21 protein-coding genes and 1 pseudogene are annotated in these 25,863 nt (G+C 42.3%); 16 read left to right on the top strand and 6 right to left on the bottom strand.

The window, feature by feature from the left end; genetic code table 11:
* Nucleotides 1-4: 4 nt before the first annotated feature.
* The 3 genes from glgD to C1G53_RS04145 all read right to left on the bottom strand — a co-directional run bounded on the left by glgD (nucleotide 5) and on the right by C1G53_RS04145 (nucleotide 3,335).
* Nucleotides 5-1,120, bottom strand: a complete 1,116-nt coding sequence (glgD, locus tag C1G53_RS04135) for a glucose-1-phosphate adenylyltransferase subunit GlgD (RefSeq protein WP_105117786.1) — start codon at nucleotides 1,118-1,120, stop codon at nucleotides 5-7.
* Nucleotides 1,121-1,132: 12 nt separating this feature from the next.
* On the bottom strand, nucleotides 1,133-2,260 hold the full coding sequence (locus C1G53_RS04140) for a glucose-1-phosphate adenylyltransferase (protein ID WP_105116827.1): 1,128 nt from the start codon (nucleotides 2,258-2,260) through the stop codon (nucleotides 1,133-1,135).
* Between the two features lie 163 nt (nucleotides 2,261-2,423).
* Entirely contained in the window at nucleotides 2,424-3,335 is a 912-nt protein-coding gene (locus C1G53_RS04145; protein ID WP_105116826.1) for a LysR family transcriptional regulator, read from the bottom strand.
* A 209-nt stretch (nucleotides 3,336-3,544) separates the two neighbouring features.
* Between C1G53_RS04145 and C1G53_RS04150 the strand changes: the two genes are divergently transcribed.
* The 10 genes and pseudogenes from C1G53_RS04150 to C1G53_RS04195 all read left to right on the top strand — a co-directional run bounded on the left by C1G53_RS04150 (nucleotide 3,545) and on the right by C1G53_RS04195 (nucleotide 13,792).
* Nucleotides 3,545-4,318 (top strand): dihydroorotate dehydrogenase electron transfer subunit, encoded by a 774-nt coding sequence (locus tag C1G53_RS04150; protein WP_105117787.1) that lies wholly within the window; start codon nucleotides 3,545-3,547, stop codon nucleotides 4,316-4,318.
* A 9-nt stretch (nucleotides 4,319-4,327) separates the two neighbouring features.
* Nucleotides 4,328-5,269, top strand: a complete 942-nt coding sequence (locus C1G53_RS04155) for a dihydroorotate dehydrogenase (protein WP_105117788.1) — start codon at nucleotides 4,328-4,330, stop codon at nucleotides 5,267-5,269.
* Nucleotides 5,270-5,435: 166 nt separating this feature from the next.
* Entirely contained in the window at nucleotides 5,436-6,134 is a 699-nt protein-coding gene (gene pyrF, locus C1G53_RS04160) for an orotidine-5'-phosphate decarboxylase (protein WP_105117789.1), read from the top strand.
* An 85-nt stretch (nucleotides 6,135-6,219) separates the two neighbouring features.
* Nucleotides 6,220-6,852 (top strand): orotate phosphoribosyltransferase, encoded by a 633-nt coding sequence (pyrE, locus tag C1G53_RS04165; RefSeq protein ID WP_105109403.1) that lies wholly within the window; start codon nucleotides 6,220-6,222, stop codon nucleotides 6,850-6,852.
* A gap of 105 nt (nucleotides 6,853-6,957) precedes the next feature.
* Nucleotides 6,958-7,884: a glycosyltransferase family 2 protein gene (locus tag C1G53_RS04170; RefSeq protein ID WP_105117790.1), complete on the top strand. Its 927-nt coding sequence runs from the start codon at nucleotides 6,958-6,960 to the stop codon at nucleotides 7,882-7,884.
* 9 nt (nucleotides 7,885-7,893) lie between these two features.
* Nucleotides 7,894-8,547, top strand: coding sequence for a uracil-DNA glycosylase (locus C1G53_RS04175; RefSeq protein WP_105117791.1), 654 nt, complete (start codon nucleotides 7,894-7,896; stop codon nucleotides 8,545-8,547).
* Nucleotides 8,548-8,576: 29 nt separating this feature from the next.
* Nucleotides 8,577-9,845: a dihydroorotase gene (locus C1G53_RS04180; RefSeq protein WP_105117792.1), complete on the top strand. Its 1,269-nt coding sequence runs from the start codon at nucleotides 8,577-8,579 to the stop codon at nucleotides 9,843-9,845.
* Nucleotides 9,846-9,975: 130 nt separating this feature from the next.
* Complete coding sequence (gene nt5e, locus C1G53_RS04185; RefSeq protein ID WP_105117793.1) at nucleotides 9,976-12,285, top strand: cell surface ecto-5'-nucleotidase Nt5e; 2,310 nt, start codon at nucleotides 9,976-9,978, stop codon at nucleotides 12,283-12,285.
* 50 nt (nucleotides 12,286-12,335) lie between these two features.
* Nucleotides 12,336-12,956 (top strand): annotated as a pseudogene (locus C1G53_RS04190) (Maf family protein); the annotation flags it as partial.
* 347 nt (nucleotides 12,957-13,303) lie between these two features.
* The gene (locus tag C1G53_RS04195) at nucleotides 13,304-13,792 is read left to right on the top strand and encodes a YkgJ family cysteine cluster protein (protein ID WP_023370240.1); all 489 of its coding nucleotides are present in this window, start codon (nucleotides 13,304-13,306) and stop codon (nucleotides 13,790-13,792) included.
* A 172-nt stretch (nucleotides 13,793-13,964) separates the two neighbouring features.
* Here the strand turns inward: C1G53_RS04195 and C1G53_RS04200 are convergent, their stop codons facing one another.
* Nucleotides 13,965-15,494, bottom strand: coding sequence for an ATP-binding cassette domain-containing protein (locus C1G53_RS04200; RefSeq protein ID WP_105117795.1), 1,530 nt, complete (start codon nucleotides 15,492-15,494; stop codon nucleotides 13,965-13,967).
* A gap of 389 nt (nucleotides 15,495-15,883) precedes the next feature.
* On the opposite strand from C1G53_RS04200, the gene C1G53_RS04205 reads away from it, so the two are divergent.
* Together C1G53_RS04205 and C1G53_RS04210 are read left to right on the top strand one after the other, a co-directional pair.
* The gene (locus tag C1G53_RS04205; protein WP_105117796.1) at nucleotides 15,884-17,455 is read left to right on the top strand and encodes an L-lactate permease; all 1,572 of its coding nucleotides are present in this window, start codon (nucleotides 15,884-15,886) and stop codon (nucleotides 17,453-17,455) included.
* A gap of 274 nt (nucleotides 17,456-17,729) precedes the next feature.
* Entirely contained in the window at nucleotides 17,730-18,221 is a 492-nt protein-coding gene (locus C1G53_RS04210) for a GNAT family N-acetyltransferase (RefSeq protein ID WP_105117797.1), read from the top strand.
* Nucleotides 18,222-18,277: 56 nt separating this feature from the next.
* Here the strand turns inward: C1G53_RS04210 and C1G53_RS04215 are convergent, their stop codons facing one another.
* On the bottom strand, nucleotides 18,278-19,018 hold the full coding sequence (locus C1G53_RS04215; RefSeq protein ID WP_105113790.1) for an amino acid ABC transporter ATP-binding protein: 741 nt from the start codon (nucleotides 19,016-19,018) through the stop codon (nucleotides 18,278-18,280).
* On the bottom strand, nucleotides 19,018-21,216 hold the full coding sequence (locus C1G53_RS04220; RefSeq protein WP_105117798.1) for an ABC transporter substrate-binding protein/permease: 2,199 nt from the start codon (nucleotides 21,214-21,216) through the stop codon (nucleotides 19,018-19,020). Before C1G53_RS04220 ends, C1G53_RS04215 begins: the two co-directional genes overlap by 1 nt.
* 185 nt (nucleotides 21,217-21,401) lie before the next feature.
* Between C1G53_RS04220 and uvrC the strand changes: the two genes are divergently transcribed.
* The 4 genes from uvrC to C1G53_RS13145 all read left to right on the top strand — a co-directional run bounded on the left by uvrC (nucleotide 21,402) and on the right by C1G53_RS13145 (nucleotide 25,775).
* Nucleotides 21,402-23,186 (top strand): excinuclease ABC subunit UvrC, encoded by a 1,785-nt coding sequence (gene uvrC, locus C1G53_RS04225; protein ID WP_105117799.1) that lies wholly within the window; start codon nucleotides 21,402-21,404, stop codon nucleotides 23,184-23,186.
* Nucleotides 23,187-23,241: 55 nt separating this feature from the next.
* Complete coding sequence (locus tag C1G53_RS04230; RefSeq protein ID WP_044759484.1) at nucleotides 23,242-23,370, top strand: DUF4044 domain-containing protein; 129 nt, start codon at nucleotides 23,242-23,244, stop codon at nucleotides 23,368-23,370.
* A gap of 198 nt (nucleotides 23,371-23,568) precedes the next feature.
* Entirely contained in the window at nucleotides 23,569-24,882 is a 1,314-nt protein-coding gene (obgE, locus tag C1G53_RS04235; RefSeq protein ID WP_105117800.1) for a GTPase ObgE, read from the top strand.
* 728 nt (nucleotides 24,883-25,610) lie between these two features.
* Nucleotides 25,611-25,775 carry a hypothetical protein gene (locus tag C1G53_RS13145; protein ID WP_105117801.1) on the top strand — a complete coding sequence of 55 codons (165 nt, stop codon included), beginning with the start codon at nucleotides 25,611-25,613 and terminating at the stop codon, nucleotides 25,773-25,775.
* Nucleotides 25,776-25,863 lie beyond the last annotated feature (88 nt).

Raw genomic sequence — 25,863 nt, forward strand, 5'->3', positions numbered from 1 at the left:
TCTCCTAGATGATTTGATGTGCTTTGATGTAGGCTGGATTTGCTTCACTGCCCTTAATATCTGTAGAATGAACAATCTTTGTCGACTTGTCAATGATGGCATTTTCAATGGTAGTACCGTTCTTGATAGTTACACCATTGAGAATGATAGAGTTTTTCACGACAACCCCTTCTTCAATAATCACATCGCGGTCAATAACGGAGTTCTCTACCTGCCCATTGATATTGGCACCATTGGCAATTAAACTACGTTTGACTTCTGCCAGTGGACCATAGAGAGTAGGTGAAGAATCGCTTGTTTGCGTATGAATTGGCCAGTCATTCTTGAAAAGAAGTTTACGTGTATCGCGGTCAATCAAATCAATCTGAGTTTTGAAATATGACTCAACATTATTGATACAAGCTACAAAGTCACGGTGTGCATAGCCCATGATTTTGTATTGATCCACTGTATCACGAAGAATATCTTTCAACCAATAGAGTGATGAAACCTTGTTGGCACGTTTGATCAATTCGATAAAAGTCGTGCGTTTCATGATGTAGGCTTCTAATGAAACAGGACGGTTTTTATACTTGCCGTGGTTTTCTTCAAAAGCAACGACACGTTTGTTATCGTCAAATTTCAAGGTTTGGCAACCGATGAAGTTTTCTTTAGCATCAGTGATATTCTTGTAGAGAACTGTAATATCCGCCCCTGTTTTCTCATGCTCTTCCATGACGTTGGTAAAATCTTGGCTGTAGATGAAGTAAGAAGGTGCAATCAACACATATTCTTTGGTTGAATTTTCAATGAAATGAAGGTTGTCAGAAAAGGCATTGATATCATGTTGATAAACAGAGTTTGGATCTGTCACACTGTTGAGCAAACGAAGAGAGCCACGTTTACTGTTGATGTTGTAGTGTTTACCTGTACCAACGTGCTGGATAGTTGAGCGCATACGAACAGGCATATAAACTTGGAACTCTGTAATACCTGAGTTTGACATGTTTGATAGAACGAAGTCAATTAGTCGATAGCGTCCCAAAAAACCAAAGGCTTGTACGCCACGATGTTCCATTACGTCACCAAAGTGTACATTGTTTCCTTCAATATTTACAATTCCTAGAGTATTTCTTAACATAGCAGTCCTTTCTTACTTGGTTACATTCTTATCGATCAAGAGGATATTATCAGCGTCACCAGAGAGCTTAGTTCCGTCAGCAATCTTAACATTTTCAGCAACAATAACATAGTCTAGCTCAACTCCCTCACCGATGATAGCGCCAGGAAGAAGGACGGAGTTTTTCACAACAGCTTCTTTATGAACCTGAACATCAGTTGAAATGACAGAGTGTTCTACATAGCCGTCAATGATAGCCCCTTTGTCAATGTAGGCTGACTTAACAGTTGCGGTTGCACCGATTACTTGAGCTGGAGAGCCCTTGTCTTCTGAATAAATTCTCCATGAACGGTCTGAAAGATCCAAGTCACCAGCATGGTCAATCAAGTCCATGTTTGATTCCCAAAGGCTGTTTACAGTACCAACGTCCTTCCAGTAGCCACGGAATGGATGGGCGATGAGAGTACGACCGTCTTCCAAGTATTTAGGAATGATGTCATGGCCAAAGTCATGTGAAGACGTCTCAGATTTATCATCCTCTTGGAGATACTTTTTCAAGGTCTTCCAAGTAAAGATATAGATACCCATAGATGCCAAGTTGCTCTTCGGATTTGCAGGTTTTTCTTCGAATTCTTCGATACGATAGTCCTCGTCAGTATTCATAATACCAAAGCGAGAAGCCTCTTTAATTGGCACTTCGATAACAGCGATGGTTGCATCTGCTTTTTTCTGAATGTGGGTGTCAAGGAGTTTGTCATAGTTCATCTTGTAGATGTGGTCACCTGACAAGATCAAGACATATTCAGGATCGTTCAAATCAATAAAGTCAATGTTTTGGGTGATAGCGTCAGCAGTACCTTTATAAAGACCAAAACCTTCAATCTTCTCACTTGGAGGAAGTACAAAGACACCAGAGCCTTGAACATCCAAGCCCCAACGTTGTGACTGGGCAACGTAAGAGTTCAAGAGTACAGGTTCGTACTGGGTCAATACTCCGACAATGTCGATACCTGAGTTGGCACAGTTACTAAGAGGGAAATCAATAATACGATATTTTCCTCCAAATGCGACCGCTGGTTTGGCAACTTTCTTGGTCAAACCTTCTAGACGTGTTCCACGTCCACCAGCAAGAATCATAGCTAACATTTTATTTTGAGCCATCTAATCACTCCTTAATATATTTTATACATAGATTATATCATACAAACAAAAAAAATGAAAGCGTTTCCTAGACAAAAATTGAAATATTTCAATTTCCTTTTCAGAAAGCTTTCATGAATATATTATAACATATTATTTTGTGTGAATCTATATAAATTTGGATTTATTTTTTACTAAATTTCACTTCTTCTAATAAGTGACTGATAAATTTTTCGCCCATGTCTGACAGCATAGCTTTTTCATGCTGAATATAGACTAATTCGATTTCATCATCAAATTCTAAAGGAATAGAAACGATATTATCTCCGTTGAGATTGGAATTGAGGATACCGGTTGCAATGGTATAGCCATCTAGACCAATCAGTAGATTAAAAAGGGTAGCACGGTCAGAAACGACAATCGATTTCTTGTGGTGCTCTTGTGCCAATATTTCTTCAGCAAAATAGAAGGAGTTGTGGATACCTTGCTCGTAGCTAAGATAAGGGAAATCAGCTAATTCGTCCAAAGTTATCGATTTCTTCTGTGCCAGTGGATTTGTCTTGCTGACAAAAACGTGGGGCTTGGCAGTAAAAAGATGGGTGTAGGATAGACGATTATCGTCTAGCAGTTTTAAGAGAACATCACGGTTGAAGTGATTAAGGAAAAGCACGCCTATCTCTGAACGGAAGTTTTTGACGTCATCAATGATTTCCCAGGTCCGTGTTTCCCTTAGAAAGAGCTCATAATCTTCCAAGTCCGTATCTTTTAAGAGAGATACGAAGGCATTGACAACAAAGGCATAGTGTTGGGAAGATACGCTGAAGAGTTGGCGTTTAGCATTTGGATTTTTATAACGATCCTCGAGGAGTTCAGTCTGTTCAACGATCTGGCGGGCGTAGGAAAGAAATTCAATACCATCCTTGGTCAAGGTAATCCCTTTGGAATTGCGGAAGAAAATCTTGATGCTAAGTTCCTTTTCCAAATCGCGGACAGCATTGGAAAGACTGGGCTGAGTGATGAAGAGTTGTTTGGCAGCCTCGTTCATACTGCCGGTTTCTGCGATTTTAATAATATAGTATAATTGTTGAATTCTCATACCTCTATTGTATCATGATTTGACAAATAATTCTAAAAAATGTATAATGCTGAAAATATATCCTTTAACTGAGTCCAGAGAGGCGAAGAAGGGAACGTGATAAATAGGGCAGATACTGCCTTCTTTTCGTGTAACCTTGCTAGCCAGCAAGGTTTTTTTCTCTATATCGACTTTCTTATTTTCTGTGTTTGCATAGAATAGGAGAAAAGATGATTTTAAAAGAACAAATGTTGCTTGTTGACCAAGTCCAACTTGCCCCACGTATTTTTGCTATGACCTTACAGGGTGAGATGGTTCAGGATATGAAGATGGGGCAATTTATCCATATTCGTGTTCCTGATGATTCCATGCTTTTGAGAAGACCAATTTCTATTTCCGAGATTGATAAGGTCAACTCTCAATGCAGGCTCATTTATCGAGTGGAAGGTCAAGGGACGGAAGTCTTTTCTAAGATGACTGTCGGACAACATTTAGATGTCATGGGACCGCTTGGGAAAGGGTTTGAAGTGGACTTTCTTACAGCAGGTGACAATATTCTCATTATTGGAGGGGGCATCGGTGTTCCACCTCTGGTGGAAGTAGCCAAACAGGCTGCGAAACGTGGCGCCAAAGTCACGTCAGTCATTGGCTTCGCCACAAAAGAGGCAGTCATTTTGGAAGAAGAATTAGCCCAATTCGGTCAGGTCTATGTCACAACGGATGACGGTTCCTACGGACAAAAAGGAACGGTGGCAAGTGTGGTTGAACAGTTAACAGACGGCTATGCAGCCATTTATTCCTGTGGAGCACCTGCCATGATGAACTATGTTGACCAACGTTTTCAGGACCATCCCCACGCCTACATCTCCCTTGAGGCGCGCATGGCTTGCGGAATGGGGGCTTGCTATGCCTGTGTTGTCAAACCAAAGCAGGGACAAGAATATGAGAATAAGCGTGTCTGCAAGGAAGGTCCTGTCTTTGCAACTGGCAGTCTGATTTTATAGGAGGGTAAGATGAAGAAACGATTAGCCATTTCCTTACCAGGCTTGGACTTGAAAAATCCCATCATTCCAGCATCAGGTTGTTTCGGTTTTGGTCAGGAGTATGCGGACTACTATGACCTCAACCAGCTTGGCTCCATTATGATTAAGGCTACTACTCGGTATCCTCGTTATGGTAATGCGACTCCCCGTGTGGCTGAAACTCCGGCAGGCATGCTCAATGCCATTGGACTTCAAAATCCAGGTGTTGAGGCGGTCTTATCCGAAAAACTACCATGGCTAGAGCAACAATTCCCAGACTTGCCCATCATTGCCAATGTGGCAGGTTTTTCCAATGAAGAATATGCCTATGTGTCAGGGAAAATTTCACAAGCTCCAAATGTAAAAGCCATTGAACTAAATATTTCCTGTCCAAACGTGGACCATGGCAACAATGGATTGCTGATTGGACAGGTGCCAGAATTGGCCTATGATGCTGTAAAGGCTGCGGTAGAAGCTTCCTCTGTGCCTGTCTATGTCAAATTAACACCGAGCGTGGCAGATATCACCCTCTTGGCAAAGGCGGCTGAAGATGCTGGTGCCAGCGGTTTGACTATGATTAACACCTTGGTTGGTATGCGTTTCAATCTTAAAAATCGCCAGCCAATCTTGGCAAATGGGACAGGTGGTATGTCAGGTCCAGCGGTCTTTCCAGTTGCCCTAAAACTCATTCGTCAGGTGGCACAGATGACCAAGCTACCAATCATCGGCATGGGTGGTGTGGATTCGGCTGACAAGGCTTTAGAGATGATGATTGCGGGTGCTTCAGCCATTGGTGTTGGAACAGCCAACTTTACAGACCCATTTGCCTGTCCAACCATTATCAAGGATTTACCAAAACGTATGGATGTTTATGGGATTGACACCTTAGAAAATTTACGCCAAGAAGTTAGAGAAAGCTTGGGTAAGCGTTGACAAAAATAAAATAAAATAGTATTATTAGAGTAACATCGTCCTTTAACCACGTCCAGAGAGTCTGAAAAGGTAGCATAATATAGCTTGAAAGTTGATTTTCAGGCTGATTTCGTCTACCTCCCTGTCCAATCTGGCAGGGTTTTTGTGTCGATTTGGAAAGGAATTTATGAAAGAGAAACGTCCAATTATCGCCTTAGACTTTGCGAGTAAAGGGGAAGTTCAGTCCTTCCTAGAACAATTCCCAGCCCATGAAAAACTCTATGTGAAAGTGGGAATGGAACTCTACTATGCGGAAGGTCCGAGTATTATTTCCTATTTAAAAGACTGCGGTCACAGTATTTTCCTTGACCTAAAATTGCACGACATTCCCAATACAGTCGAATCTGCCATGCGGGTTCTGGCAAAACTAGGTGTGGATATGACCAACGTCCATGCTGCTGGTGGGGTTGAGATGATGAAGGCTGCCCGCAGAGGATTGGGGGCGGATGCTGTCTTAATCGCAGTCACTCAGCTGACCTCTACTTCTGAAGAGCAAATGCGAAGCGACCAGAATATCCAGACTAGTTTGCAGGATGCGGTTATTCACTATGCTCAAAAGGCGGCACAAGCTGGTCTTGACGGAGTCGTTTGTTCAGCCCATGAAGTTGCATTGATTAAAGGTGCTACGAGGTCGGATTTTGTCTGCTTGACACCTGGTATTCGACCAGCTGGGGACGATCTAGGTGATCAAAAACGAGTTATGACACCGGCTGAGGCAGCCAGAATTGGAAGTAACTATATCGTGGTTGGTCGTCCCGTTACACGAGCTGAAAATCCTTACCAGGCCTATCTGGCTATTAAGGAGGAATGGACACAGCATTCCTAGAAATAGAAATTCTATAGATAAACATGTACAAATCTGTTTGGCGAAATAGGTTTGAAATTCTTTACGCACTTTAAGGAGGTCTATTATGACACTAGCAACAGAAATCGCATCACACTTGTTGGACATTAAGGCAGTTCACCTGCGTCCAGAAAAGCCATTTACATGGGCATCAGGTATTAAATCTCCGATTTATACAGACAACCGCATTACCCTGTCTTATCCTGAAACACGGAACTTGATTGAAGATGGCTTTGTTCAGCGTATTGAAGAAGAATTTCCAGAAGTCGAAGTTATTGCAGGTACTGCGACAGCAGGTATCCCACACGGAGCTATTATTGCTGACCGTATGAATTTGCCCTTTGCCTATATTCGTAGCAAACCAAAAGAACATGGGGTTGGCAATCAGTTGGAAGGCCGCATTGTTAAGGGACAAAAAATGGTGGTCATTGAAGATTTGATTTCAACAGGCGGTTCTGTACTGGATGCTGTTGCAGCGGCTGAGCGTGAAGGGGCAGATGTTATCGGTGTGGTGGCCATTTTCACTTACGAATTACCAAAAGCAGAGCGTAATTTTGACAATGCTGGTGTCAAATTGGTAACGCTCAGCAATTACTCAGAACTCATTAAGGTCGCAAAAGTACAGGGCTATATCAATGCTGATGGCTTGACCTTGCTCAAGAAGTTCCGCCAAAACCAAGAAACTTGGTTAGAAGATTAAGTAGTCATGTTTAAACGCACGATTTCTGGGAACTTATCTTCTAAAATGGTATAATGGAACTTACAGTATGTTTGACATACAAATTGACCGTATGAGGAGAAATAGATGATTTCAGTTATCGTGCCTTGTTTTAATGAAGAAGAGGCAATTCCCTATTTTTACGAGGCTATGGAAAAGGTTCGTAAGGAAATGGGGGAAAAATTTGAATATATTTTTGTTAATGATGGTTCCAAGGATGGCACTTTAAAAGTCTTGCGTCAGTTATCTGGTCAAGACCAAGCTGTTCGCTATCTATCATTTTCAAGAAATTTTGGTAAAGAAGCAGCCCTCTATGCTGGTTTACAGGCAGCTCAAGGCGACTTGGTTACTGTTATGGACGTAGACTTACAGGATCCGCCTGAGATGTTGATAGAAATGAAGGCTATGCTTGAAGCTAATGCAGATTTGGACTGTGTGGGAACCCGTCGTGTCAGTCGAGATGGAGAGCCACCAATTCGTAGCTTTTTTGCCAAATTATTCTATAAATTGATGAATAAGATTAGCCAAGTTGAAGTAGTTGACGGTGCCCGTGATTTCCGACTTATGCGTCGTCACATGGTCGATGCCATTCTCTCTGTGTCTGAATACAATCGCTTTTCAAAGGGGATTTTTGCCTGGGTTGGTTTTGAAACGGAATATCTGCCCTACAAAAATGTTGAGCGAGTGGCTGGTGAAACCAGTTGGTCATTCTGGAAGTTGCTTTCCTACTCGATTGAAGGGATTATCAATTTTTCAGATACACCGCTAAATATTGCTTCCTACACAGGATTCTTTACTTTCTTGCTGTCTTTGGTCTTGATGGTGTTCGTTGTATTTAAAACTTTGGTATTTGGTGATCCAACAATCGGCTGGCCATCAACTATCTGTATCATCTTGTTTTTAGGTGGCTTGCAGTTGATGACAATCGGTATTCTTGGTAAATATTTGGCCAAAGTCTTCTTAGAAACCAAGAAACGCCCTGTTTATATTGTCAAAGAAAAAAGTTCAAACTAGGAGTTGTGTATGGAACATTCAGCCTGGCATGAATTGATTAAGGAACAGTTGCCCGAACATTATTTCGGTAAAATCAATCAATTTTTGGATAAAGCTTATGCAAGTGGGACAGTCTATCCTCCTCGTGAGAAGGTATTTGCAGCCATCCAGACAACAGCATTAGAAAAGGTCAAGGTGGTTATTTTGGGACAGGATCCCTATCACGGACCTGGTCAGGCACAGGGCTTGTCCTTCTCTGTACCCAATTCGGTACCAGCTCCGCCATCTCTCCAAAATATCCTCAAGGAATTGGCAGATGATATCGGGGTCAAGCAGGACCACGATTTGACAGCGTGGGCGGAAGAGGGTGTTCTTTTACTCAATGCTTGTTTGACCGTGCCAGCTGGTCAGGCCAATGGGCATGCAGGGCAAATCTGGGAGCCGTTTACAGATGCTGTTATTAAGGTGGTTGATGGCTTAGACCAGCCTGTTGTCTATATTCTTTGGGGTGCTTATGCTCGTAAGAAAAAAGCGCTGATTACCAATCCCAACCATTTGATTGTTGAATCAGCTCATCCAAGCCCTCTTTCAGCCTATCGAGGTTTCTTTGGAAGCAAGCCCTTCTCACAAGCAAATGCCTTTTTACATTCAAAAGGAAGTTCAGAAATTGACTGGCTGCGTTAAAAGCAGTTGGCAGCCAAAGGAGAAGTCGAATGTTATTAGTAAAAAATGGTCGTGTCGTCGATCCACAATCTGGTCTAGATAAAGTATGTGATCTTTTGATTGATGGCAAGAAAATCGTAAAGATTGATGATGTGATTACAGAAGATGTTGAACAGATCATTGATGCGACAGGCTTGGTCGTTGCACCAGGCTTGGTCGATGTTCACGTGCATTTCCGTGAGCCAGGTCAGACCCACAAGGAAGATATTCATACTGGAGCCTTGGCTGCTGCTGCGGGTGGCTTTACGTCCGTAGTTATGATGGCCAACACCAGTCCGACGATTTCGACTGTCGAAACTCTGAAAGAAGTCTTAGAATCTGCCAAAAAAGAAGCCATTCACATTTACAGTGTGGCAACTATCACCAATCAATTTGATGGTCAACATCTGACCGATTTTCCTGCCTTACTAGAGGCTGGAGCTGTAGCCTTTTCGGACGATGGTATTCCTTTGACAAATGCTGGCGTGGTGAGAAAGGCTATGAAATTAGCCAAAGCTCACGACTGCCTCATCAGTCTGCATGAAGAAGACCCTGATTTGAATGGTATTTTGGGGTTGAACGAGCAAGTAGCTGAAAGGCATTTCCATGTTTGTGGAGCAACTGGCGTGGCAGAATACAGCATGGTTGCACGTGATGTTATGATTGCCTATGAAACAAATGCCCGTGTCCATATCCAGCACTTGTCCAAAGCGGAGTCAGTCAAGGTTGTCGAATTTGCTCAAGGCCTAGGAGCTAAGGTAACAGCAGAAGTAGCACCCCAGCATTTTTCACGGACTGAGGACTTACTTTTGACCAAAGGTGCCAATGCCAAGATGAACCCGCCCCTACGTCTAGAAAGTGATCGCTTGGCTGTGATTGAAGGTTTGAAATCAGGCGTCATAACCGTTATTGCGACAGACCACGCTCCTCATCATGCTGATGAGAAAAATGTGGAGGATGTCACTCAAGCACCGTCTGGTATGACCGGTTTAGAAACCTCGCTTTCATTGGGTCTAACTCACTTGGTAGAAGATGGGCATCTAAGTCTCATGCAATTACTCGAGAAAATGACCATTAACCCTGCCAAGCTCTATGGCCTTGATGCAGGTTATCTTGCCGAAAATGGTCCGGCAGATCTAGTCATATTCGATCCAAATGCAGACCGCTTGGTTACTGCAGACTTTGCATCTAAGTCAGCCAATTCTCCATTTGTAGGAGATAGCTTGAAGGGCGAGGTTCGTTTTACAATATCGGATGGTGGGATTGTTTTTGAGAAATAAGCAGTAAGCGGATTGGGAAACTAATTCGCTTTTCTCGAACCTTTTTTCTGTAAAAACGATTTCAATGTTTCTATTTTTATGAAATAAGTGTATAATAGTCTTGTGAATTCTGCACAAGAAAGGTTTGTTTATGAAAAAGAAAGATTTCTTATTACCGGTACTGTCTACTCTATTGTTGTCTCCGTTCGTATTGGCACAACAAGTGCAGGCTGCTGAAACTACGCCATCGAGTACTACGGCAAGTACCACAGCTGCTAGCCAAGAAGTAGCTCCGACATCAGCTTCAACAGAAACAGCTACCACTGGAAGTGAGGAAGCGGCTGTAACAAGTCAAACTTCAGAAACTGTTGAAGCAGTTATCATCCACACCAATGATGTGCATGGTCGTATTCTTGAAGATACCCGTTCAGGTGTTATCGGTGATGCCAAGGCTGCTGCTGTTATTGAGGAAGAACGTGCAAAGGTTGAAAATACCATCGTTGTAGATGCTGGAGATGCCTTCCAAGGTTTGCCAATTTCTAACTCGACCAAGGGTGAAGATCGTGCCAATATCATGAATGAGGTTGGATACGATGCTATGGCTGTTGGTAACCATGAATTCGACTTTGGTATGGAACAGGCTATCAAGTACAAAGAAACCTTGAATTTCCCACTCCTTAGTGCCAATACCTATGTTGATGGCGCGCGTGTCTTTGAAGCTTCAACCATTGTTGATAAAACTCCAACAGTTGTTGGTGATGAGTTTGTTGTGATTGGTGTTACAACACCTGAAACAGCGACTAAAACGCACCCTAAAAATGTTGAGGGCGTTACTTTTGCGGACCCAATCACTGAAGTCAATAAAGTCATTGACGAGGTAGAAGCGCGTGCCTTAGCTGATAACCGAGTTTATAACAACTATATCATCCTTGCTCACTTGGGTGTTGATACAACAACTCCTGTTGAGTGGAGAGGTTCTACTTTGGCACAGGCTCTTTCTGAAAACAGCAAGTTGGCTGGCAAACGTGTCATTGTGATTGACGGACATTCTCATACAGTCGAGTCAACAACCTATGGAAATAACGTTACCTACAACCAAACAGGTTCATACTTGAACAACATTGGTAAGGTAACCTTGAAATCTAACCAGTTGCTAGCTGAAGCAGGTCTGATTTCTGCAGCCGATGCTAAGAATGTGACACCAAATGCGAAAATTGAGGCTCTAGTTGCTGAAATCAAAGCCAAGTACGAAGCTGAAAATGCTCAAGTTGTTATTGCCAACAATCCAGTGGAATTGAATGGTGAACGTTCAAACGTTCGTGTACGTGAAACAAACTTGGGGAATGCTGTGACAGATGCGATTTACGCTTATGGTCAAACAGGTTTCTCTAATAAAACTAGTCTTGCTGTGACAAATGGCGGTGGTATTCGTGCAACCATTGCTAAAGACCAGCCTGTCACAAAAGGTGATATTATTGCTGTCTTGCCATTCGGTAATATCGTTTCTCAAATCACTGTAACTGGTCAGCAAATTGCTGATATGTTTGCTAAGTCTTTGTCTGCAACCTTGCAGGCTGATAAGGAAACTGGCGCTCCTGTATTGGATGAAAATGGTCTTCCACTTTTGGAAGCTAGCGGTGGTTTCTTACATGTTTCCGGTGCCAAGGTTTTTTACGATACTAGCCTTCCTGCTGAAAAGCGTGTTCTCTTGGTGGGTATTTTCAACCCAGAAACGGGTCTTTATGAGGATTTAGATTCTGCTAAGACTTATTACTTAGCAACAAATGACTTCCTGGCTGCTGGTGGTGATGGCTACACTATGTTAGGTGGCGCTCGTGAAGAAGGTCCTTCAATGGATAGTGTTTTTGCGGATTATTTGAAGGTTGCCAATTTGTCAGTCTATAATGAGGTCAATCCAAATTCACGTTTGGTCTCTGTAGATTCAACCTTGGATACAGATAAGGATAAATATCTGGATTTTGTTGAAGTATATCATTCAACAAATCCTAACGATTCCTTCTCATATCCTGGGAAATTGTTTGTATCTGATTGGCCATTTATTTCAGAAAATACAATTCCTGTTACCATTAAAGATTTAACTGATGCAGGTAAAACAAGTCTTTCAGAATTAGAAGTATCAACGCCAGTTAACCAGACTGAGTTAACTCAGCAGGCTAGCTCATCTCCTATTCTTAGTCAAGCTGTGGAAGTTAACTCTGAACAGTCTCAACTAGAATTGGTGCAGAATGTAGAAAGCTCGCTTGTTAGCTCAGAATCTATTTCTCAACCTGTAGTTAAACCAGCCTTGGCTGCTAGTACTCCAGTTGCTACTTCTAAAACAGCTACTAGCTCAGCAGCTAGCCTGCCAAATACCGGTGACCAATCAAGCCTAGCACTTAGTCTATTTGGCCTTGGTCTTGCTGGACTTGCAGTGACCGTTCGTCGCCGTAAAACAAATTAATAGAATGGCAGAAACAGGGTCTTAGGGCTCTGTTTTTGACTGGAGGAAATATGCAAACTGTATTTGACTATCAAAAAGAAGGAAGTCGACCAATCCTTACTTCCTATGTTTTGCTCAGTAATTCGCCTAGACGCAAGCAATTATTGGAGTTTCTAGCCCCTCGCATCCAATCCGTTGAAGTAGATGAACGGGGGATTGAAGAGTATTTTATGGAAAAATTTGCTAGCGATGATTTTCTTACTCGAGCAGCAAAAACATGCTGTGAAATTTCCAAGGCCAAGTCGGATATGGAACTAGAACAAGGCTATCTCTATATCTCGGCTGATACGATTGTGGTGGCAGACGGACAGATTTTCAACAAACCTCGGGATTTGGCTGAGGCGGAAGCCATGTTTCGTTCCTATTTTGGCAAGAGTCATTATGTAGTGACTTCTGTTTGTCTTCGAAGTTCTCAGTCATTAGATGTTTTTTATACGCTGGCACAGATTGATTTTGTTGACTATTATCCAGCGCTTGAGGAACACATCCAAGCTTATATTCATGAAAAACAGCCACTCGATAAGGCAGGTGCCTACGGTATTCAAGAGCTGGATCCACGCTTTGTGGCGGGCATTTCAGGGGATATTCATACCATCATCGGTCTGCCCGTGGCTGAAGTTTCCCGCAGGATTTTGGGAGTGGGAAAGAACTCTACTAATCTCAAAGAGTTCGTCAACAAGTCCGTATTTCCAGTTGTTGAGCTGAAACAGTCTATTCCCAGACTGTTCCACTCCCACCCCCGCATAGCTCCAAAGGTTTGGGGAACCTTTGGAGGTCGGAGATAGAGCGAACTTTGTTCGCAACAGTCGTAATGGCCAGATTTGGAGTGCAAAACACGAACAAATCTGCCAATCAACCACTGCGCTGAGATGTTGACACTAACCTTATTAAGTGATGCTATAATTTAGCTCAGCATTTTTGAAAATAGCAGAGCTGAAAAGTTTCTTTGTGGTATAATAGAGGGCGAAAAGGAGAGTTTATGACTGTAGATATCGAAAAATACAAGCAACTAGCCCAGCAGAAACAGGGAGAACATCGAAAATTTCTAGCCAACCTCAAGAAGAAAGCACCCAAAAATCTGGACAGAATTGTTCAAGATATCCATGCGGAAGTTTTTTCGGAAATTGACTGTACAGAGTGTGCCAATTGCTGCAAGACCTTGGGACCGCTTTTTACAGAAGCTGACATTACTCGAATCGCCAAGCATTTGCGTATGAAATTACCTGTTTTTGAGGATATGTATTTGCGCGTGGATGAGGATGGCGATAAGGTTTTTCAATCCATGCCCTGTCCCTTCCTTGGAGGTGATAATCTCTGTAGCATCTATGATGCTCGTCCTAAGGCCTGCCGAGAATTTCCGCATACTGACCGGAAGAAGATATACCAAATCAACAATTTAACTATAAAGAATACCTTAATCTGCCCTGCTGCCTACCTTTTTGTTGAGAAATTGCGTGAGCGGATTTAATCAATATAAAAAGGGAGTGGGAAAGACATCCACGATGGCTCTGCCCTCAGCCGCAAAATAATGAAAACGAACATAAAGCCCTCACTAGGTGTAACATCTTAGTGAAGGCTTTGTGGTTGACGAGTTAATGATAGAAGTGGCGCTGGACTTGATCCAAGCCTCTTTTTGTTAGCTAGATTTGGACTTGATCCAAGCCTTTTTCGCTTAATCTGTATATATTTTGGCAGACTTCCTTTAGAAAACGTCGGTCGTGTGATACGCATACTAGGCCACCTGGATAGTCGGCAAATAACTGACGTATATAAGGCTGAGAAGTAGGAGAGAAGTTGCGGCTTGGTTCATCTAATAAGAGAAAATTGGCTTGATTAAGAACCATTTTTAACAAGAGTAACTTGGCTTTTTGTCCCCCAGAAAGTTCACAGATCTTGTGATGAACTTCTTGTCGTGTAAACTGTAGGCTAGCTAGATGGGTTAAGATAAGTTGTTCCTGTTCACGATTGCCATTTTCTAATAAAAAATCAAGTGGAGTTTTAGACTCATCAAGGATTTCTGAATAGTGCTGAGGCATATAACCTAAGTTTATATCTGTACGCTTCTTGAGTGCTTGATAGATAGTCTTTAGAAAGCTGGATTTACCAATTCCATTCGGGCCAATTATACCAATCTTATCTTGCCCATTTATGTTGAAATGGATATTGCTAACTAATTGTCGTTCTTCAACATTCAATTGGAAGTTTTCTAAGTGAAGTACTTGCTTTCCAGCTGGTAATGGTGAAATGTCTGAGAAGAAGAGGGAAATGGCATCTTCATGAAAAGGAACTTGTGTGAGATTTTCCTTCATTCTTTCATAGCGTTTTTCACGTGAGAGAACATTTTTCATTTTCTTAGCAATGAGCCGTCCCATAGTAGCATCATGCGTATTGAGCAAGGTATTGCGCACCTGTGATTTTTGTCGTAGGTGCTTATTCATGGCTTTGTCAAATTCTTTTTGATCATTCCGAGCCTGTTGGACCTGCTTCTGATAAGCTTGTTGTCGCTTTTGTGCGTAGTCTTGATAGTCCAATTCTTCAACTTTGGTTTGAGCAAGTGTTTTCTTTTTAACCGACTCTAGGTGAATGATTTTTGTGGCTGTTTTACTGAGGAAGTCTTCATCGTGGGAAACAAATAGAATGGTTTTAGGGCTCGTGATGACATAGTTTTCAAGCCAAAGTAAGGTATCTAAATCCAAGTCATTGGACGGCTCATCCAGAAAAATAATATCAGATGGAGTTGCTAGAGATTTGATTAACTGAATTTTTAGTTTTTCACCACCTGACAGGCTTCCAATCAATTGCTGGCTGGAAAAACGTACGCTGTCAAACTGGAGCTGGTCAGCATAGAGGTAGAGTAGACCGTAATCAATATCACTGTCCATATCTCCAAAGAAGTAGTCGTTCAAGGTCAGCTTTGCTATTTCTAGTGGAAGACTTTGGGGAATATAGACTGGTGAGTGAAAATATCGGTGAATACTGCCTGATTGAAGCAGGTAGTTGGCGACAAGTGTTGAATCCATCAAGGTTAGTAATAGACTGGATTTTCCATTTCCTTCTTCGCCGATGATGGCTATTTTATCGCCGAGGTTGACAATGAGGTTTAGGTCCTGAACCAAGGTTCTTAAATCTTTTTGATGGTCGAGAGATAAATGTTGAGTGCTTAGTAGCATAAGGCCTCCTTTACAAGAAAAAACACACTACCTATTTAGTAGTGTGTCGAAATCTGCTCAAAAAGACCCTATTCATGGAATAGAGAAACAGAAAAATGGACGCAAGAAAACTACTAAATAAGCATAGAACTTAGTTTGAGTTTACTTCTTATTGTCCATTTCTCCCTACCTCGCTTGCTATATTTGTTTTAGTATAGCATATCGATAAAAACTTGTCAATATACTGTTTTTGTACGGAAATCTTGTCGAAGAATGAAGAAAAAATGAATTTTCTTTCATCAGGAGAGTAAACAAACGTATTTTTCGCTAGGCTTAGGTTATAATAAGAGAAGCTGTGTTTAGACAGGACTCTAAAGCAATAGCTAAAAAATAAGGAAATGAAAAATGTTATGGATATTTTATTGAGTGTTTTTCCAATTGTTCTCTTGATATTTTTGATGATCAAGATGCGTTTGGCAGCCAGTTATGCCTTGCCAGCGATTGCAGGCTTGGTTTATTTGATTTTGTTGGTGTATTTTAAGACGGATTTTGCCTTGTTAAATTCAGGCTTGGTCACAGGTTTTTGGGCTACCCTAACGCCGATAACAGTGATTATGGGAGCAGTGCTATTTAATAACTTTCAACGAAAAACAGGAAACCAAGCTATCATCAACAGATGGATGTCTAGTTTGACACCCAATCCTGTTGCTCAGATGATGATTATCGGTTATGCCTTCGCCTTCATGATTGAAGGGGCATCTGGTTTTGGAACTCCCGCAGCAATTGCAGCCCCCATCTTAATTGCTTTGGGATTTGAACCCATCAAGGTTGTGCTAGCAGTATTGATTTTTAATTCGATTCCTGTATCTTTTGGTGCTGTCGGAACGCCGACTTGGTTTGGATTTGGTTCTTTAGGTTTGACCAGTCAGCAGATTGGAGAGCTAGGCTTAAAGGCAGCTCTAATTCATTTAACCGCAGGCTTGCTCATTCCCTTGATTGCCCTTCGTTATGTCTTTTCTTGGTCACAAATCAAGGCCAATCTGCTCTATATTTATTTGACAGTCTTTGCTTGCGCCTTGCCCATGACCCTTTTGGCCACTATCAACTATGAATTCCCATCTCTTTTGGGAGGAGCGATCGGTTTTCTTATTTCAATCTGGTTAGCCAAAAAACAGATTGGCTTGAATTCGGTCGAAAACAAGAAAAATTTTGTGGAACAAGTAACAGCTAAAGAACTCTTTATGGCTACTCTTCCCTTGATTTGCTTGGTTTTGATACTGGTGATAACCCGTGTTCCTCAGCTAGGGATTAAAGGCCTGATGAGAACGGATGCCCTGCTTTTAAGTACAGATATTGGCTTTGCTAAGCTAGAAATTACAAAGGCTCTGAAATTCACATTAGCCAATGTATTTGGTACTAGCTCGACAGAATCTTATGAATTGCTTTACGCACCAGCATTCATTCCTTTCTTCCTCATTGTGTTGACCCTATCGAGCCTCTATCCGAGTATGAAAGGTCAAGTCTGGAAGATGATTGGGCAAACCGCCAAACAAGTGTCGGAACCCTTCTTTGCCCTTCTAGGTGGTGTGACCATGGTAAAATTCATGCTACTTAATGGTGATCAGTCTATGGTATCCATTATCGGGATGTCCTTGGCAGCAGCAACTGGTCCATATTGGGGTCTCTTCGCTTCCTATCTAGGTGCCATTGGAGCCTTCTTCTCGGGTTCTGCGACAATTTCCAATCTCATTTTTGGAGGTGTTCAACAATCCATCGCCACGCAAACGGGTCTGAATATGACTAGCATTTTGGCTATGCAGTCTGTTGGAGGAGCAATGGGGAATATGACCTGTGTCAACAATATCATTGCGGCCTCATCCGTTTCCGGAGTGCGTCGTCAAGAAGGATTTATCATGCAGAAAACTGCCGTGCCTATGTTTATCTACGGAATCATTACGGCTTTAGTTGGATTGTTTTTATAAAACAGGGAGCGGGAAAGAACTCGACTGGTCAAAAAAAGAGTTCGTCTTCCCGCCCCCGCACAGTTGATTAGGTCAGATTTGGAGTGTAAAACACGAACAAATCTGCCAATCAACCACTGCGTTGAGATGTTTACACGAACCCTGAGAAGCGAGGTTGGGCTTGAGCCCAGCCTTTTTGATGTTTGCCTTACTAGATGAATAGAAATGGCTATTCTCATCTATTCAGATTTGTGATAAAATTGACCTACCGAGATGAACTAGTAAGGAGATATTCATGGCGATCGAAGGAGTAGAGCAGGCGGCAGTATTAGAAATTGACAATCAGATTCGGCTTCGTAGATATGATGGAATTCATGATTTTGCTTTGATATGGCATCAAGATTTGGAATTGGTCTGGCTGATTGATGGTGATCAAGAACGTTATAGTCTTGACTTGCTCGATCGTATGTATGATTATTTGTCTAAAAATGGCGAATGTTACTTTATTGAAATTTTTGAAGACGATCAGTTTATCCCAATTGGTGATGTGACGCTGTTTGCAGATGATTTTGCCATTGCCATTGGAGATAAGCGGTATTGGAAAAAGGGAATAGGAACCAAGGTATTGCAGCGAATGATTGATCGAGCAAGGGAGCTGGGCTTTGTGGAAATACTTGTCGAAGAAATATATGACTGGAATACGGGCTCCCGTAAACTATTTGAGAAATGTGGCTTTGAAGCTGTTGAAAAGACAAAGAAAGGTTGGTCCTATAAAAAGAATTTATAAATCATTGTGAGATGCAAAAAAAGCCTTGACTGTTAGTCAAAGGCTTTTCGTTTAGCTTACACATTCAAGACCTTATCTAGGAAGTCTTTCAAACGTGGGTGTTGTGGGTTGTCAAAGATTTGTTCTGGAGTACCATCTTCAAGGAATTCACCGCCATCTGTAAAGATAACGCGGTTAGCAACCTTGCGGGCGAAGCCCATCTCGTGAGTAACGATCAACATGGTCATACCTTGTTCTGCCAAGTCCTTCATAACATTTAGTACATCACCAACCATCTCAGGGTCAAGGGCAGAAGTAGGTTCATCAAAGAGCATGATGTCTGGGTTCATAGCCAAGGCACGAGCGATAGCAACACGTTGTTTTTGACCACCAGATAGGCTATCAGGCATGGCGTCACGCTTGTCTGCCAAACCAACTTTTTCCAACAATTCCATACCAACTTTTTCAGCTTCTGCCTTATCCATCAACTTGTGTTCGATAGGAGCAAAAGTGATATTATCAAGGACAGTCATGTGTGGGAAGAGGTTGAAGTGCTGGAATACCATGCCGACATTGGCACGGAAGGCATCAACATCTGTCTTAGGATCTGTCAAATCATATCCGTCCACTGTCACTTGACCACTTGTGATGGTTTCAAGCAAGTTCATGGTACGAAGAAAGGTTGATTTACCTGAACCAGAAGGACCGATGATACAAACAACATCGCCTTCATAGAACTTAGCAGTAATACCTTTCAATACTTCGTTTTTTCCATAATACTTGTGCAAGTCATGGACGTTAATTTTCAATTGAGCCATTATTTGCCTCCTTTTTCAAGATTACGAGCCAAGCGCGTCAAGAGAGTGATAACTACCAAGTAGATAATGGCAAGGATTGCGTACATACGGAAGGACTGATAGTTACGAGCGATAATGATTTTACCTGCTTGGAAGAGCTCCACCAAACCAATCGCAGAGATGATAGTTGTATCTTTCAAAGTGATAACGAATTGGTTAATGAAGTTTGGCAACATGATTTTACCAGCCTGTGGCAAGATAATCTTACGCATGGTTGTTCCGTAGGAAATACCCAAACTGCGTGAGGCTTCCATTTGACCAGCAGGAACGGCTTGAATACCACCGCGAACAATCTCAGCGATATAAGCACCAGAGTTGAGGGACAGGGCAATGGTACCAGCAACGAAGTCGTTGATTGGAGATTGCTGACCTGTGATAGATTCGATTAAGTTAGGAATACCCCAGAAGATGAAGGCAGCTACAATCATCAAAGGAATACCACGAACCACATCAACAAACACAGATGCAGTAACACGGAGGGCTTTGATTGGACTAACCGCGAACATACCGAAGATAATACCAATAACAATAGCGATTGCAAATGAAAGAAGTGCAAGACCGATTGTGATACCAAGACCAGAGAGTAACTGACCGTAGTTGTTTTTCAAAAGACCTGCAATGGTTGTTTCATCAACAGTAGATGTAGTAGAGCTTGTTTCCTCAGTAGAATTGAAGTACTTGTTCAAAATTTCATCGTACTTACCAGATTGGACAAGAGCAGCCATACCGTTGTTGAACATTTCAATCAACTCTGGGTTTGTACCTTTTTTAACAGCGAAACCGTACTCACCAGATTTTTCGCCAGGGATTGGAGTTGCAAAGTCGCGACCTTGTTGGATAGCGTAAAGAAGCACAGCTTCGTCATCCATGAGGGCATCAATAGAACCTGAATTCAAGCTGTCATACATGCCAGAAGCTTCATCGAAAGGTTTAAGAGTATACCCGTACTTGTCTTTGTTACTTTCTAAGAAAGTATAAGAAGCTGTACCGTTTTTAGCACCGACAGTTTTGCCTTTCAAGCCTTCGTAGGAAGTAATATCGCTACCATTTTTAACAGCAAGAAGAATATTTGATGAATAATAGGCATCTGAGAAATCAAAAATCTCTTTACGAGCGTCTGTGATAGACATACCAGCGATAACCGCATCAGCTTGTCCAGCTTGTACAGCGTTCAAGGCTGCATCAAAGCCAGGGTTTTGGATGGTAATGGTAAAGCCTTGGTTTTCTGCAATTGCCTTAATCAATTCCATGTCGATACCGACATATTTACCAGTTTCATCTTGGTATTCAAATGGGGCAAATGAGGAATCCGATACAATAGTGTAGCTTGCTTTTACAGGTGTTGCTTTTGCAGTAGCACTACCAGTCAAGCTAAGGCGTGAAGAGTAGTCAGTTGTTTCAGCAGAAGCAGTTGTTGTTCCAAACCACTTGTTCATGATTGTTTCATATGTGCCATCTTCTTTCATGGCTGCAAGTGCCTTGTTAAAATCTTCTACAAGGTACTCATATTGGCTGCCTTTTTTAACAGAGAAACCAAAGGAACCAATGGCTTCACCAGCGATGTCGATGCTGAGGTCTTGACCTTGTTGGATAGCATATTGGATAACTGCTTCATCGTCCATAACTGCATCAACAGCACCAGCTGAAAGGCTGTTGTACATCAAATCGCCTGTATCAAAGGTTTTAAGAGTATAGCCGTACTTTTCCTTGTTTTCCTCCAGAAAGGCTTGGGCAGCGGTACCGTTTTTTACACCGACAGTTTTACCTTTGAGGTCTTCGTATTTAGAAATCGTGTTTGACTTGGTTGTAGCAATAACGATTTTTGTATCGAAGTAGGGATCTGAGAAAGTAAAGACTTTCTTGCGAGCCTCTGTAATGGTTGTACCTGCCATAAGGGCATCGGCAGAACCGGCTTGAACAGCGTTAACGGCAGCATCGAAGCCTGGGAAAGATTGGTTAACTTTCCAGCCAGAGCGCTTGATAACTTCGTTGATGATATCAACATCTAATCCTTTGTAAACTTGGTCTGAGTCTTTAAACTCGAATGGTGCGTAGGCATTATCGAAGACAATATCAATGGTATCGTCAGCCTTAACACTGGTAAAAATAAAGAATACTGGCAGTATGCTTGCCAATAACATGAATAGTTTTTTCTTCATTTTCATACTCCTTCTATATAAAATAACTTTGCTAGTATACCATATTCTGAAAATTTTTGCAAAATCTATCAATTCCTTATGTTAGAAAATATAACATTCCAAGTCATTAAATTGTGAGAAAATTTAATGTTTTTTTGAGAAGATGTCTAGTGTTCCATTGATTAAACTTGTGTTACAATAGTTTTATGAACGATTTAATCAAGCACAAGTTGGAGTTGCTGCCGGATAGTCCGGGTTGTTACCTCCACAAAAACAAGCACGGTAAGATTATCTATGTGGGCAAGGCCAAAAACCTGCGAAATCGGGTGCGGTCTTATTTTCGTGGTGCCCATGATACCAAGACAGAAGCCTTAGTAGCTGAAATTGCCGATTTTGAATTTATCGTGACAGACTCCAATATTGAGGCACTTCTGTTGGAAATCAATCTCATTCAGGAAAACAAGCCACGCTACAATATCATGCTCAAGGACGACAAGTCCTATCCTTTCATCAAGATCACTAAGGAACGCCATCCGCGGCTAATCATTACACGGCAGATAAAAAAGGATGGTGGTCAGTATTTTGGTCCTTATCCTGACGTTAGTGCGGCCAATCAAACCCTTAAACTATTGGAGCGCCTCTATCCTTTCCGCAAGTGTAAATTGCCTGAGAACAAGTATTGTCTTTATTATCATTTGGGGCAATGTTTGGCACACGGGGAAAACCTGCCCAGCCTGTCTGACTATGACAAGATGGCTAAGGAAGTGGCCCAGTTCTTGACAGGTCATGATGATAAGATTGTCAAGGAAGTCCAGGACAAGATGAAAGTTGCTGCTGGCAATCTGGAATTTGAAAAGGCTGCGGAATACCGAGATGTCCTCCAATCCATTTCAACCCTGCGGACCAAGCAGCGTGTGATGGCCCATGACTTGCAGAATCGAGATGTCTTTGGCTACTATGTAGATAAGGGCTGGATGTGTGTACAGGTTTTCTTTGTTCGTCAGGGAAAACTAATTGAGCGGAATGTCAATCTCTTTCCCTACTATAATGATGCGGACGAAGACTTTTTGACCTACATCGGTCAGTTTTACAGGGACCAGCAGCATTTAATTCCATCTGAAGTGTTGATACCACAGGATATTGACCAAGAAGCCGTAGAAGCTCTGGTGGCGACCAAGGTGCTTAAACCCCAGCGTGGTGAGAAGAAGCAACTCATAGCTCTGGCCACCAAGAATGCCCGTGTCAGTCTGGAGCAGAAGTTTAATCTCCTGGAGAAAAATCTGAAGAAGACCTATGGTGCAGTCGAGAATATCGGTCAGCTTTTGGGAATTCCGACGCCTGTGCGGATTGAGGCCTTTGACAACTCCAACATCATGGGGACCAGTCCTGTGTCGGCCATGGTGGTTTTTGAAAATGGGGTGCCCAATAAAAAAGAATACCGCAAGTACAAGATTAAGACGGTTGAGGGGCCGGATGATTACGCCTCTATGCGTGAAGTGCTGCAACGCCGTTATAGTCGGGTCTTGCGGGACGATTTGACACCGCCTGATTTGATTATCATTGACGGTGGTCAAGGTCAGGTAAATGTCGCCAAGCAGGTCATCGAGCAGGAGCTAGGCATGTCCATTCCTATTGCAGGTTTGCAGAAGAATGACAAGCACCAGACCCACGAGTTGCTCTTTGGAAATCCGCTAGAAGTCGTGGAGTTGCCCCGTAATTCTCAGGAATTTTTCCTTCTTCATCGAATTCAAGATGAAGTTCACCGATTTGCCATTGAGTTTCATCGTCAGGTTCGGTCAAAAAATTCCTTCTCATCCAAATTGGATGGTATTGATGGCTTGGGACCAAAACGCAAACAGGCTCTGATGAAGCATTTCAAATCTATTGGTAATATCCAGTCGGCCAGTCTGCAAGAAATTGCAGAAGCAGGAGTGCCGTATAAGGTGGCGGAGAAGGTGAAGGAAAGTTTATCAGATAGAGGTGAGAATTGAAAAAATGCTTCAATTATGGTAAAATAAAACGATATTGCAAAATAAGGAGAAAGCCATGGCTTTTGGAGAAGTAAAACATAAGAAAACATTTTTTGAGAAGGTGACAATTATCATCGTTATTGTGATGGTGCTAGTAACCTTGGCTGGTTTGATTTTACCAGCTATCAATGCATTGATGAATTAAGAACCTGTACACACTTCAGCACTTCTATAGTAAGGTTAGCTTTCAGTTCCTCATTGTTAGTTTTTTTCAAAATACAACTGTATTTCCCTAAAAACTGCTTTGTTTAACTTGAAAAGAATTCTTATATTTGAATTTTGCTTGTGATACAGATTATAAAACGCTTCTAAGCGTTTTTTTCTAGGAAAGAATAGGTAAATTATGAGTATGTTTTTAGATACAGCCAAGATTACGGTCAAGGCTGGTAAGGGTGGCGATGGCATGGTGGCCTTCCGCCGTGAGAAGTATGTACCCAATGGCGGTCCTTGGGGTGGTGACGGTGGTCGTGGTGGTAATGTGGTCTTTGTCGTGGATGAGGGCTTGCGCACCTTGATGGACTTCCGTTACAACCGTCGTTTTAAGGCTGACGATGGTGAAAAAGGCATGACCAAGGGAATGCATGGTCGTGGCGCAGAAGATATGTTGGTCCGTGTTCCTCAGGGAACTACTGTGCGCGATGCGGAAACTGGCAAGGTTATTACTGACTTGGTCGAGCATGGTCAGGAATTTATCATTGCCCATGGCGGACGTGGTGGTCGTGGAAATATCCGTTTTGCGACACCTAAAAATCCTGCACCAGAAATTTCTGAAAATGGGGAGCCAGGTGAAGAACGCCAATTGGAATTAGAATTGAAAGTTCTTGCTGATGTTGGGCTTGTTGGTTTTCCATCGGTTGGTAAATCAACCCTGCTCAGCGTGATTACGGCAGCCAAGCCAAAAATTGGTGCCTATCATTTTACTACTATTGTTCCAAACTTGGGAATGGTTCGGACTAAATCTGGAGAATCATTTGCAGTTGCAGACTTGCCAGGTTTGATTGAAGGAGCTAGCCAAGGTGTTGGACTTGGAACCCAATTCCTTCGTCACATCGAGCGGACACGGGTTATCTTGCATGTCTTAGATATGTCAGCAAGTGAAGGGCGCGATCCATATGAGGATTATGTAGCCATTAACAATGAATTGGAAACCTATAATCTTCGACTAATGGAACGTCCGCAGATTATCGTTGCTAACAAGATGGATATGCCAGAAGCAGCTGAAAATCTGAAGGAATTCAAGAAAAAATTAGCAGCTAACTATGATGAATTTGATGAACTGCCACAGATTTTCCCAATTTCTGGTATTGCCCATCAAGGTTTGGAAAATCTCTTGGAGGCAACAGCAGAATTGCTAGAGAAAACACCAGAATTCTTGCTTTACGACGAATCAGATTTCCAAGAGGAAGAGGCTTACTATGGCTTCAACCCAGATGAACCAGAATTTGATATCAGCCGTTCAGATGATGCCAGCTGGATTCTATCTGGTGATAAGCTAGAAAAACTCTTTACTATGACCAACTTTGACCGTGACGAATCAGTTATGAAATTCGCCCGTCAGTTGCGAGGAATGGGTGTCGATGAAGCCCTCCGCGCACGTGGAGCAAAAGACGGCGACACCGTTCGCATCGGCAAGTTCGAATTTGAGTTTGTGGATTAACGTAGCAGTTTGACTGCAAGTTAACTTGCTAGTCAAACTACGCCAAGTCCTATGGGCTCTTGGCTAGCTACCTTACTAACTTCACCCAAATGGTAGTATCGACCATTTGGGTTCCGTGTCGTAACGTTGGAACTGCCTCTAAGTCCTAAAGGACTTGATGTAGTACGATAGCCGCTATGGCGGACTACCTACCAACCTTACTAATTCCGTACAGGCAGTAACATCGACTGCCTGTACTCCATGTCGTAACTTGTCCAGTGGAGTGAAACAGTTTGGGGAACTGTTTCAGCTGGTCGCCTTGAAATATGAAAGCGACCACAGAAGCCCGAGCCTAAAAATTCGAGAGCGAGGTAAGCAGTTTGACTGCAAGTTAACTTGCTAGTCAAACTACGCCAAGTCCTAGGGGACCTTGGCTAGCTACCTTACTAACTTCACCCAAATGGTAGTATCGACCATTTGGGTTCCGTGTCGTAACGTTGGAACTGCCTCTAAGTCCTAAAGGACTTGATGTAGTACGATAGCCGCTATGGCGGTCTACTTACCAACCTTACTAATTCCGTTCAGGCAGTAACATCGACTGCCTGTACTCCATATCGTAACACATCCGATAAGTTGGCATGGATTTAACTGGGGAACTCGAAGGCGAGGTAGTCTTGGAATAGACTGTTTCAGTTGCTTTAAACTTGGACGAGTAGAAAATAAGTAATGATAGAAATTTGGAGGTGTCTATGGGTGATAAACCGATATCCTTCAAGGATAAGGATGGAAATTTCGTTTCTGCAGCAGATGTTTGGAATGCTGAGAAATTGGAAGAACTTTTTAACACGCTCAATCCCAATCGTAAATTGCGCTTGGAAAGAGAGCGTATAGCCAAAGAGAAAGAAAATGAGTAAAGTTAGAATCTGCTGGTGTATTGCATGACTGGCAGATTCTATTTTTTTGGTCAGATATTAACCAAATTCTGTTATACTATACATAGTA

This window comes from Streptococcus suis (genome assembly GCF_002960445.1).
Classification (GTDB): Bacteria; Bacillota; Bacilli; order Lactobacillales; family Streptococcaceae; genus Streptococcus; species Streptococcus hyiners.